The organism is Pseudochryseolinea flava (assembly GCF_003286915.1).
GTDB lineage: Bacteria > Bacteroidota > Bacteroidia > Cytophagales > Cyclobacteriaceae > Ohtaekwangia > Ohtaekwangia flava.
This window is the reverse complement of sequence record NZ_QMFY01000006.1, coordinates 298835-310797: the sequence shown is the minus strand read 5'-3', so window position 1 is coordinate 310797 and position 11963 is coordinate 298835. Positions and strand designations below refer to the sequence as shown.

The window sequence follows — 11963 nt, the reverse complement described above, 5'->3', positions numbered from 1 at the left end:
CGAAATTTTATCGCGATTCCAATTCAATCCATTACCTTTCAAACATCAAAATATGTCGTGACACTATGTGTGGTATTACCGGAATATTCGCTTTTAATCTTGTCGGAAAATTTAATCGCATTCATGTCACCAATGCGACCATGGCCCTTCATCAACGCGGTCCCGACTTTCAGGATATTTATACTGATGAATGGATAGGCTTAGGCCATCGTCGCCTTTCCATTATTGACACACGTGCTGTTGCTAATCAGCCCATGTGGGATGAATCGAATCGTTATTGCATTGTCTTTAATGGTGAAATTTTCAACTACAAGCAACTCCGAGCTTCACTAGAATCAAAGGGAGAAAAATTCAATACTACGTCCGATACCGAAGTACTGCTAAAATTGCTCATGCATGAAGGCACTGAATCACTGAACGAGCTGAACGGATTCTTTGCTTTTGCATTTTATGACAAGCAAGAACAAACGATGATCGTTGCACGTGATCGGTACGGCGTGAAACCGTTGCTCTATGTTTTTGATGACGATAAATTCCTGTTCGCCTCTGAGATGAAAGCCATCTTACAATACGGACTAGAAAAACAAATCGACTACAATTCTCTTTACACCTATCTCCAACTCAATTACATCCCAGCTCCCGATACGATATTCACGCATGTAAAAAAACTTCTCCCCGGGCATTATCTTGAAATACGCCGGCAGAAAATGTCGGTTCATCAATACTATTCGATCCCCTATTCACCGGGGAACTATCAAAATATTTCATACTCCGAAGCGCAATCGACATTTGAGCGTTTAATGGATGAAGCTGTTCAACGGAGATTGGTATCAGATGTACCGCTTGGCGCATTTTTAAGTGGTGGCTTAGATTCTTCTGTTATAACCGCATTAGCTTCTAAACACAAACCAGATCTCCACACATTTTCGATAGGATTTCGCGATGAAAAGTTTTTTGATGAAACTCATTATGCAGAACTGGTTGCAAAGAAGTTTAACACAAAGCATACTGTTTTTTCGTTGACGAATGATGATCTCTACCGACATGTTCACGACATATTAAACTATATCGACGAACCTTTCGCGGATTCATCGGCAATCGCCGTCTATATATTAAGTAAAGAAACGCGCAAACATGCAACGGTAGCCCTATCTGGCGATGGTGCAGACGAGTTACTGGCCGGTTACAACAAACACGCTGCACATTATCGCGTGCTTCATCCCGGTCTTAAAGAGAAACTAGTTCAAAGTACGGCATCGCTTTGGGGCTCGCTACCACAGTCGCGCAACAGTGCTTTTGGTAATAAGATTCGGCAGCTATCGCGATTTGCAGAGGGTGCTAAACAGAATTCGAAGGATCGCTATTGGCAGTGGGCAGCATTGGCAAGCAACGACGACGCGCTTAAATTATTGCATCCCGACTTGCGCCAAAATAAATGGCTTGGAGAATATGTTGGTCGACGAAAACAAATCTTACAGCACATCCCTTCGCACGAAAACATCAACGACATTCTTTATACCGATGTGCAATTGGTATTGGCGAATGATATGCTTACAAAAGTCGATTTAATGAGTATGGCTAACGGGCTGGAAGTGCGCACGCCATTCTTAGATGTTGAGGTTGTAAACTTTTTATTCAGCCTTCCTGAAAGCTATAAGATTAACCGCGCTATTCGAAAGCGTATTCTTCAAGACACCTTTCGCAACGTACTGCCTACTGCACTTTACAATCGTCCGAAGAAGGGTTTCGAAGTTCCATTGCTGAAATGGTTTAGAAGAGAGATGAAGACTTACATCACGGAAGATTTGCTCGGCGAAAAGTTTATTCAGGATCAAGGACTCTTCGATATTGCTGAAATCAGTAAACTAAAACTACAGCTATTTTCAGCTAACCCCGCTGATAGTCATGCTCGTATATGGGCACTTGTCGTATTTCAGGCATGGTGGCGGAAATACGTCGGTTAGCCTTTATAATGAAGAAAACAGATGAGAATGTGCGATAAAGTACCCAAACCTTACACTACTTGAGATCAGCCATTTAACGGGGTTTTAACGCATTTTGACTGGATTGCACCCGTTTTCATAAATATGGCCATTTATCTATTTCGATTTATTACACACATCGGTTATGGACCGTGCCCGTTGTTTGTTCAGTGCCGGAATAGTGCGTGCTTTGCCCTACCTAAAAACAAAAAACAACATGAAAAAAACGTCTATCCTATTTTTTCTTGGCTTTCTGATGATTTCAGTAGCAGCCAACGCCCAGGAATTGAAAAAATTTAGAGTTGGTCTTGGTGCCGGTTATGCATCTCCAAGCGGAAGTGGTGCTAAAGGTGGTGTTCTCTTCTATCTTGAACCTGGTTATAGAATCAGCGACATGCTTCTCGTTAACCTACGCATGGAGTGGGCAGCAATGGCCAGAGGTACAGTAGATGCCTCAAGTTCAACTGCCGATTTTGATGTATCAACTTCAGGTTCATATACAGTTAACGGACAGTATTACTTCAAAGACGCTTCATCAGGTTTCCGTCCTTTTGCTGGCGTTGGTTTCGGTATCTACAGCATCGCGGCAGTAAGCTTAGAGGACGCTAGTGCCGGTGGTAGTGGAAACAACATTGATCTTGGAAAAGACGAATCTAAATTCGGTTTTTACCCAAGAGTGGGTTTCGACGCTGGTCACTTCCAATTATCAATTGACTATAACCTTGTTGGTAAAACTTCACAAGAGACTCCTATTTTCGAGTACAATGAACAGACTGATGAATATGAGCAAATTGGTGTTGCGAAGAGCGAATTCAAAAACAGCTACCTCGGTATCCGTCTTGGTGTAACAATCGGTGGTGGTAAGAAATAATCTTAACCGCTTTAATATTAAAAGAAGGCTGCCCTCGGGTGGCTTTTTTTATTTCTTTTGAAAATTAGCTTGCGAGTTGTTGTTTCGCCGGGTTTAAACCCGGCGAAAATTTGTCTACTACGTTTCGTTGTGGAGTATTTTTTTTTTTTTAAAACACGGTGAAACGTTGGGAAAACCTTCAATGAGTAGTAAGTAAAGCCTCGTGTGGGAGAAGTAGATACATCATTAGCATTTCGTTGTCGGAGGATTTCGCCGCGTTTAAACCCAGCGAAACTTCTGGACGAAGCGTAGAGATGCCAGTAGCCATTAACTAGCCAGGAAAAAAAGAAGCCGGACATTTCTGCCCGACTTCAACTACAACCAGACGCCCTGAAAGAAAGTTTTTACGATCCGTTCGCTGTGGCGTCTTGAACAGCGGCGGCGTTTACAGTTTCATCCTGATTGGTTACAGGCAATGATTATTTACCGTTCACTGTGGCGTAAGCAGGAACAGTCTTTACTGTTTTAATAATTCTAGCTGCAACTTTGTAAGGATCTGCTGCAGAGTTTGGTCTTCTGTCTTCTAACCAGCCTTTCCAGCCGTTCTCAACAGTAGCAATCGGAATACGGATAGAAGCACCGCGGTCAGATACACCGTAAGAGAATTTATCGATAGACTGAGTTTCGTGTTTACCTGTGAGGCGGAGGTGGTTATCAGCACCGTATACAGCGATGTGTTCTTTCACTACAGGAGCGAAAGCGCGGCATACTTGATCGTAAACATCTTTAGAACCTGCTGTACGAAGGAGGTTGTTCGAGAAGTTTGCGTGCATACCAGAACCGTTCCAATCGGTAGCACCGAGAGGTTTGCAATGCCAGTTGATCGCAACACCGTATTTCTCAGCTACACGCTCGAGGAGGTAACGAGCAACCCAAACTTGGTCACCAGCTTCTTTCGCACCTTTCGCGAATACTTGGAATTCCCACTGACCAGCAGCAACTTCAGCGTTGATACCTTCTACGTTGATACCTGCATCAAGGCAAAGATCCAAATGCTCTTCAACTATTTCTCTGCCGAAAGCATTTTTAGCACCTACTGAGCAATAGTATGGACCTTGTGGTGCTGGATATCCGTTTTCTGGGAAGCCAAGTGGTTTGTTAGTTTCAGGATTCCAGAGGAAGTATTCTTGTTCGAAGCCGAACCAGAAATCTCTGTCATCATCTTCGATTGTTGCACGGCCATTAGACGCGTGTGGTGTTCCATCTGCGCTGAGTACTTCGCACATTACGAGGAACGCTTTTTTACGACCTGGATCTGGGAACAAAGCTACTGGCTTCAAGATAAGATCTGATGATCCACCTGGAGCTTGTTCAGTAGAGCTACCATCGAATGACCATGCTGGACAATCTTCGATAGTGCCTTTGAAATCTTTAACAATTTTAGTTTTACTACGGAGGCTTTGCGTCGGAACATAACCGTCGAGCCAGATGTACTCTAATTTAGTTTTTGACATACGAGCGTTGTTTGTTTGTTGGTTGTTTTTCTTTCGTTGTAGTTTCTAAGATCCCTGGATGGAGTATCCCATCCATCCAGGTCAGGTATATTAAAATTTGTAGACTGCTGCGAGGGTAGCCGACAACATTTGATCTGTTGGCTCACCATCTTTGTCTGTGAATGAATCTTCTGACGTCTTGTCGAGACGCAACTCAGGAATGATTGTCAATCCACCAACTTTCCAGTTGCCAGAGACTGTGAATTCGATAACATCTCCGTCGCCAGCATCGAGTCCGAAAATATCAAGGTGTGCATTTTTCACGCTAAAATATTCACCTCTTAATCCAAGCGCGAAGCTTTCCGAAAGCGTGAACTTAGGATACACGGCTATGCCGAAGAACGACGATGCATCTCCATCAACATCGGCAATAGTACCAGGCGCTGTAAATGCTTCGCCAGTAGCCGTCTGTTGCAATGATGTGTTAACACCGAGATAGAATGATTCGCTGATGTTGAAGCCTGCAGTAAGATCGACTTGGAAGGTTGACCCTGCTGATGTTACGAATTCGCCGTCTTCATCAAGGTGAAAATCGTCTTCATCCAATGTGCCGTCCTGATCACCATAGAGGAAGTTCAACCAAACACCACCGAAGTCGCCAGTCTTACCGATTTGTGCGCCAAGCGTATATGTATTCACTGGATTGAATTCAACGATGTCTGTTGGGTTCATGATTGACAATTTACCAACGAGCCCATCACCGAAATCAAAGTCTGCGCGCAAGCCTGTGTGGTTGAATGGTCCGTAAGAGAACAGGTAAGATGTAGAATAGTTTACGTTAATTGTTGGAGAAATTACTTCGTATCCAAGGAAAGTATTGAACTGTCCCATGTTCAGTGTTACTTTATCAGACAGTTTGTAGTAACCATACATCTGGTTGATGACAGCCTGGCCTGAAGCAGTACCGAACACGGCAGCTTGACCTCTCGGACCAAATACGATGTCTCCAACAAAACCAGACCGCTCACCTGAGTACGAAGCGATCAGGTTAAACATACCAAGGGAAAAACCTTTTAGGTCAGCGAATGAAGATGAAGGACCGTATCCTGCAAAGTTGTTTGTAGTTCCGAGCGCTGTGCGAACATAAGTATCAACAGATCCGGAGAGTGTGAACGTTTTTGTGGTATCCTGGCTAAAGGCCGAGAATGAAAGTGTGATCAATGCTAAAGCTAGTACAATTGATTTCTTCATACGTGAGGATTGTTTGGTTTGTGTGATAGGGTAAAAGAGGGCTTTAAAAGAGGCCCTGTTACGTGCAGGGCCTCGTATTCAGGTTAGGCTATTTCTTCTTTCAATGTGCTGAAGTCTGAAGGGTAAAGATTTTCGCCGTGCTGGCTGTAGTCATTACCGACTTTCATTTCTTCTGCAGTTACTTTAAGCGGAGAGATAAGGTCTGTGAGTTTCAACAAGAGAAGTGCTCCCAAGAAGCTGAATGCAATCACGATCACCAATGCGATCACGTGCATCGTAATAAGGTGTGTACCACCGTCGATGAAAAGACCTTGGTTATCACCAACCAAACTGTTAACACCTTTCGTTGCCAACAAACCAGTCATGATCATACCGACAGCTCCACCTACACCGTGGCAAGGGAATACGTCGAGTGTATCTTCCAATGAAGTTTTAGATTTCCAGCTAACCACAAGGTTAGAGATGAGAGCAGCAAATGTTCCGATGAACAAGCTTGAAGGAATCGTTACGAAACCAGCAGCAGGCGTGATCGCAACGAGACCTACTACAGCACCGATACAGAAACCAAGTGCAGATGGTTTTTTGCCACGTACAGAATCGAAAAGGATCCATGCGAGACCGGCAGCAGCAGACGCAGTGTTCGTCGTAGCGAAAGCAGATGCAGCAAGTGCGTTTGCAGCTAAAGCGCTACCCGCATTAAAGCCGAACCATCCGAACCAGAGAAGACCTGTTCCAAGCAATACAAATGGAATGTTTGCTGGAGAGATGTGTGATTTTTCTTCCTTCTTATTTCTGAGGTAGATAGAGGCAGCAAGTGCAGCGAAACCAGCCGACATATGTACAACTGTACCACCAGCGAAATCTAGGACACCCATTTTGAAAAGAAATCCGTCAGCATGCCATGTCCAGTGACAAAGCGGAGCATAGATCAATAAAGAGAACAATACGAGGAAGAGAATATAAGACTTGAAGCGAATACGCTCAGCAAATGTACCGGTGATGAGAGCAGGTGTAATGATCGCGAACTTCAATTGGAAGAAAGCAAACAAAACCAATGGAATAGTACCCCAGAGTGGCGCATCCAATACGTTTTGGAACATGAAGTAAGATCTAGGGTCGCCAATAAGGCCCCAGCCATTTAAGTCAGTTCCGAATGCAAGGCTGAAACCAACCACTATCCAGAGGACAGAGATCACGCCCATGGCAACAAAGCTCTGGAGCATGGTAGAGATAATGTTTTTGGTGTCGATCATACCGCCATAGAAATAGGCAAGACCCGGCGTCATGAGAAGTACCAAGGCTGCTGAGCAGAGCATCCAGGCCACATCACCGGAGTTCATACCCTCGGTGTTGATGGTCGTAGGGATCGCAGGCATGATTACGCCCATGATGCTAATGACGATCAGCAAGATGAATGGAATTAGCGCTTTTTTCATAGTTATAGTTTTGGTTATAGGTTTGTAGGGTTTAAGAATTGCTATGGGCGTTAATGAGGGTCATTTTTTAACTAACAATGTTCAAATATGGCCTCATTTTTTTAACAATAGGGTAAAAATGAGGTCACTTTCGAAAAAAAATTAACGAAAACGTTGTAGTTCGGCCATAGTTTCAATGGGAAACGTAGTTTTATTGAAAATTTTGTAAAGATTGCAATGGCAGGATTCAGAATTGAATTCTATAAAACGGACACAAATCCCAATAACATTGGGTTAAAATCGAAAAACGATACCAAATATTTCAAAATGTGCGTCCATGCAGCAAAATTAGGAGGCGTTGCTACAGTTGGCAGGTAGGTTTAATAAGCTGCGTTCGTGCATGTGCTGTGTTCGGAGGAAGTGTTCAGGTGTCCGATGTCGGAATGTTAGGTGTTTCGGTAGCTTGTTAGAAAGCTGCGTGCTGCGAGTTAGGAGCTACGAGCAATGCGTTATTTGTCGGTATGCTAGGTTCCGGCAGAATTTCATGTATCCGACGTTGCCGACAAAAATGGTTGAAGCGTAAACTAGAAAATCAAATTTGCGATTTGGACCAACTAATCGACAACCTGCGACCTCAGACCGTATGTTGTTTAATTAATCCTAACGACTATTCTCAATGGGACATCTTCGAGATTCGAAATGAAACTGAGTTGAAAAAAGAAGATGAAATGATAAGATATCGCGACAAAGAAACAACTTGGACAGAGTATAAGAAAAGTATTGAGGCTTCCCTAAGAAAAGGATACCAGATTCATTACGCCCCCAAAAAAATAAAGGACGAATTAACGCAAACGCCAATCGAGTAGACGTCCTCCCCTATTTCTCCCGATGAGGTTCGCCTCTCACCACCCGGACTTTGCACAGCCCATCAGCCCATTCTTGTTCTGCTACTGGCTACCACTTCCTACAAATCGCATCAACTCACTTTCTACTTTTTCTCGGTCTTTCCAAAAGTTTCGACTATACACGGTGTGATAACGCCAACGTTTCTGATTCAGCAACGACGGCGTATAAGCATAAACATCTTTGACTGACAACGCTTGAAAATAACGCGCGTCATCGGTTAACACTGCACCGAGGTATTGATCGCCTTGACGAACACTGATATCGGTATAGGGCAGCACGTTAACGTCAAAATCATATCCTTGCAATCGCTGTTTTACCCACGACTGCAAATGCGGTGACAAGTACCACGTAGGATTGACCGGCAAGTTAATTTGAACCGCAGGCACAAATTTCCGATGATGAACATCGCGGGCAAACGCTAGATATTTTCGCAGCAACTCTGGTCCATCATTTTTCAACGATTCCGTTTTGAGCTGCTCGGGCAAAATGCTCGTGATCACCACTACCTTTTCCCTTGCACGGGTAATCGCTACGTTTAATCTGTTCTCCCCTCCTACGGCATTAAGACTTCCAAATTGCATCACCATTTTGCCTTTCTTATCTGGCGCATATCCAATCGAAAACACAATAACATCTTTTTCGTCTCCTTGCACATTTTCGATGTTCTTAACAAAAAGCGACGACGGAATTGAAAGCTTTAGTTTCGCAGCCTCACTTTCCAACAGGTCAAGAATTAGTATTTGCTGCGGTGCATTAAAAGTAACTACACCGATGCTTTTTCCAGGCTGTGTTTGGAGTAATGACATCACGCAATCAACGACAGCTTGTGCTTCCACCTGGTTGGTGTGATTCTCCCAAAATCCGGGCACATGATGATATTCAATGGCAGCTTGATTCTGATTAATCATCGTTCTATCGGGTAGCAATTGCAATCTACCCTCGTAAAAATAGCGATTAGAAAAATCGATAAGCTCTAAGGAGTGACTGCGATAATGACCTTGCAAATGGACTGTCGATACGTATCGCGCAGTTAGCGCTAATAATGAATCAACCTCCACATCGGGTTCCTCCAATTCATCATCCCATCGAATTTGATAGAGCTCATTCGGACGAAGCTGTTTGTCATCGCCGGCGACAACAATTTGTTTTCCACGATACATGGCCGGAATACCACGCTCTGTAAAACACTGAGAAGCTTCATCAAAAATCACCACGTCGAACAATTGCTGCATGGGAAAGATTGCTGAAACCGATTCGGGTGAGGCCATCCAACAAGGTATCAACTGAAATACTTCATCTTTAAAGTCAGAGATCACCTTACGCACGGGCCAGATTTTTTTCTTCTTCGTAACCTGGTGCAGCAGATCGCGATAAGTAACACGGTTATTGAGTCTATTATATTCTAAATTTTCATACGCCCTTTCGCGCGCCTTTACCAATAAAATTTCTTCACTGATCTTTTCTTTCTCTTTCACACATCGTTCAAGTTCAGCTTGAAGCACGTCTAGCCGAGATGTAGACGCCGCACGGAGAATAGGATATTTTGTTTCGATGTGATCGATCCAGCAAAGTCTCAGACTATTTTGAAATAATTGTTCTAGCAATACAGGATCCCATTGATGGATGTGATCATGGAGTTTCACTATAACCTCTTGCTCGAAAGGTTTTAGTTCTTCCTTTAACACATCATACGCACACAAATTCTCGAAGTCGCGACGCAAGGCTTGTAGATACTCTCCCTCTTTTGTCGGATCCTCAATGAGCTGGCGAATCTGAAATGCAGAAAGATATGTTCCCCAATACTGTTTCTTTTCCGGCAATTGTTTTACAGCTGCAAGCAAATCGTTCATCAACTTCATGAACTCAACTTGGCTTAAGCTGTGAACATGAATCGATTTTCGAATGGTGCGCAAGGTGTTAAACACCAGCTTTGAACGCACGGCCAATCGTTGTTTGTTAAACCATGAGCGCATGCGCCCTTCGTCATAGTCTGTTGGTAGATCGATCAGCCATGGCTTTCGCTTGAGTGCGGTGAGGTGATGTTCCAAATTCAGGCGACAATCTATACGTTTTTCAAGTCGCAAGAATCCTTCTTTATTGTAGGGAAGGTTATTAAGCTCAAGTACACTTTTTAGAAGCTGCTTTTTTTCGGAGAAGAACTCCCATTTAATTCGGCGAAAAATATTGCGTCGCGCTTCCATACACTGGTGCAGCGCTTCTTGCAATCTTCCGATCTGATCGCCAACGACGGTACGTTCAGGACCGTCATCGATAAAACAGTTTAAAGCAACGCGCTCTGTATTCGACAGCCATAGCGAACTCGTCTCATCATCCGACTCTTGACTCATCGCCTGAAAATATTGATACACCTCAGGATCTTTCAAGAGCGTAAGCATTCCCAAAATCTCCTCCTCTTGCGTTAAAAATGATTCGCTATCCGTCAAGTCTAACTGAATACCAATCAACCTGAAGATTACTTGCGACAATTGTTTCTGATAGGTGGCTATATCAGTGACTGCTTTCTCTACTACCTTCTCGTCGGAAGGCTTAAGTGCTGCAAATGATTTTCGATCACGCCACGGATAGTCACGCCCATCTAACCATGATGCGTAGTTTGAATACAACTTAAGTTGTCGAATAAAATTATCGAGTTCGTAGAAGTTAAAGTAGTGATACTCCTGTCGGATGTTGATCGCAGGACGATGGGGATCGCAAGTCAAGTAGAGTTCTTTGATTGGAAGCCCGCACTCACGTTCATCAAACAATGTCTTACGAAATTCTTCTAACTCTTCTGAAACCTGATCGATTGTACGCGAAATTTGGAGAAACCTTCTCTCCTTCTGAATGACATCTACAGATCTGTTTTTTGTCTTGAAATCGTCGACGCTCTCGATCTGCCGGGCAAGTTTTCCAAAAATGTCTTTCCGATCATTTCTAAAGTCATGGATGAGGCCTAGAAAATCACCGAGGTCTATTTCTTTCAACCGCTCATAGACAACATCAAGCGCAGCACGTTTTTGACATACCAATAGCGCTCGTTTTCCAGAAGCGATGGCGTCGGCAAGGAGATTGCAAATCAATTGAGATTTACCTGTTCCTGGTGGGCCTTGAACCACGATGGATTGGCCGCGCTTCACGGCACGAATTGCATTTTCTTGATGTGCGTCTAACACGAATGGCGCAAACAATTTCTCTTCCGGAATAGCAGATAATCTTGATATTCCTTCACTCCCAGGAACAGCACTCGACTTGCTTTCAAAAAACTCTTCTAAATCGCGAAAGCCATCTTGTTCGATAAGATGTAGGTAATCAGGAACAAGCTGCGAGCCTGCCTGCGGAAAGATTCCCAACACAGCCTCCGGAAAAAGTTTTATTTCTCCATTGCGATGCTGTTCATCAAATTCATCCTTCTTAAAAACCTGAAACGGCGTCAACTCGTCTCTGAAATTATCTGGGTTGAAGTTGATTTCAACTTTGTCTTTGATGTGCTGATAAATTTGCGTTCGAAATACAGTGCTGTCTGTATCAAAATCTTCAAAGTTGATATCGAGCAATTCTTCATCGACGCTTACTTTGTTGTAGAATGAATATGCCAGAAGAAACGCTTTGTTAAATGTAATACCGGCATCTTCGCGCGCACGCAAAACCCAATGTTGTCCTTCTTGTACAATAGAAACAGGAAAAAATAATAGCGGGCATCGCACCATCGTTCCGTCAGCGAATTTGCCGCGTACGAAAGGCCATCCGACGTGCAAATCGTTAGAACCACGTTCTTCAAAAATAAACTGATCGATCCTTTGTAAGGCTTTTAATTTTTTACTCGCCTCATTATTTGCTTCAACGCGGGCATCGAGCACCTGACATAGTTTCTTGTCACGCCCAGCAATGAGTGCGTTGATTACTTCGAAGGAGCGGTCTCCGTTAAGGAAGCTTAGCTCATGAACGTCCATGAGTTGTTCGGCAGGGAGACGTAATAGAAAAAGAGATCGGTTATTTCCGGAAAGGTTGGTTAACCTGCGCAAATACGCTTGTAAAATAATCTTTGCTTGAACAGCCATAATGTATC

Annotated in this window: 7 protein-coding genes; 3 read left to right on the top strand and 4 right to left on the bottom strand. The window is 43.6% G+C overall.

The features are described 5' to 3' along the window. The first annotated feature begins 65 nt into the window (after positions 1-65). Together asnB and DQQ10_RS14025 are read left to right on the top strand one after the other, a co-directional pair. Positions 66-1964, top strand: coding sequence for an asparagine synthase (glutamine-hydrolyzing) (asnB, locus tag DQQ10_RS14030; RefSeq protein ID WP_112747575.1), 1899 nt, complete (start codon positions 66-68; stop codon positions 1962-1964). A gap of 235 nt (positions 1965-2199) precedes the next feature. After that, on the top strand, positions 2200-2853 hold the full coding sequence (locus DQQ10_RS14025; protein WP_165823930.1) for an outer membrane beta-barrel protein: 654 nt from the start codon (positions 2200-2202) through the stop codon (positions 2851-2853). Positions 2854-3311: 458 nt separating this feature from the next. On the opposite strand, the gene DQQ10_RS14020 is transcribed toward DQQ10_RS14025, so the two are convergent. The 3 genes from DQQ10_RS14020 to DQQ10_RS14010 all read right to left on the bottom strand — a co-directional run bounded on the left by DQQ10_RS14020 (position 3312) and on the right by DQQ10_RS14010 (position 7012). Further along, positions 3312-4346: a glutamine synthetase beta-grasp domain-containing protein gene (locus tag DQQ10_RS14020; protein ID WP_112747502.1), complete on the bottom strand. Its 1035-nt coding sequence runs from the start codon at positions 4344-4346 to the stop codon at positions 3312-3314. A 90-nt stretch (positions 4347-4436) separates the two neighbouring features. Continuing rightward, positions 4437-5576, bottom strand: a complete 1140-nt coding sequence (locus DQQ10_RS14015; RefSeq protein WP_112747501.1) for an outer membrane beta-barrel protein — start codon at positions 5574-5576, stop codon at positions 4437-4439. Positions 5577-5659: 83 nt separating this feature from the next. Continuing rightward, positions 5660-7012 carry an ammonium transporter gene (locus DQQ10_RS14010; RefSeq protein ID WP_112747500.1) on the bottom strand — a complete coding sequence of 451 codons (1353 nt, stop codon included), beginning with the start codon at positions 7010-7012 and terminating at the stop codon, positions 5660-5662. 584 nt (positions 7013-7596) lie between these two features. Between DQQ10_RS14010 and DQQ10_RS14005 the strand changes: the two genes are divergently transcribed. Continuing rightward, positions 7597-7857 carry a hypothetical protein gene (locus DQQ10_RS14005; protein WP_133259649.1) on the top strand — a complete coding sequence of 87 codons (261 nt, stop codon included), beginning with the start codon at positions 7597-7599 and terminating at the stop codon, positions 7855-7857. Between the two features lie 81 nt (positions 7858-7938). On the opposite strand, the gene DQQ10_RS14000 is transcribed toward DQQ10_RS14005, so the two are convergent. Continuing rightward, on the bottom strand, positions 7939-11955 hold the full coding sequence (locus DQQ10_RS14000) for an AAA domain-containing protein (RefSeq protein ID WP_112747498.1): 4017 nt from the start codon (positions 11953-11955) through the stop codon (positions 7939-7941). Positions 11956-11963 lie beyond the last annotated feature (8 nt).

Coding starts and splice junctions, on each gene's coding strand:
- DQQ10_RS14020 (WP_112747502.1), bottom strand. CDS start 4,346: ATGTCAAAAACTAAATTAGAGTACATCTGGCTCGACGGTTATGTTCCG.
- DQQ10_RS14025 (WP_165823930.1), top strand. CDS start 2,200: ATGAAAAAAACGTCTATCCTATTTTTTCTTGGCTTTCTGATGATTTCA.
- DQQ10_RS14010 (WP_112747500.1), bottom strand. CDS start 7,012: ATGAAAAAAGCGCTAATTCCATTCATCTTGCTGATCGTCATTAGCATC.
- DQQ10_RS14015 (WP_112747501.1), bottom strand. CDS start 5,576: ATGAAGAAATCAATTGTACTAGCTTTAGCATTGATCACACTTTCATTC.
- asnB (WP_112747575.1), top strand. CDS start 66: ATGTGTGGTATTACCGGAATATTCGCTTTTAATCTTGTCGGAAAATTT.
- DQQ10_RS14000 (WP_112747498.1), bottom strand. CDS start 11,955: ATGGCTGTTCAAGCAAAGATTATTTTACAAGCGTATTTGCGCAGGTTA.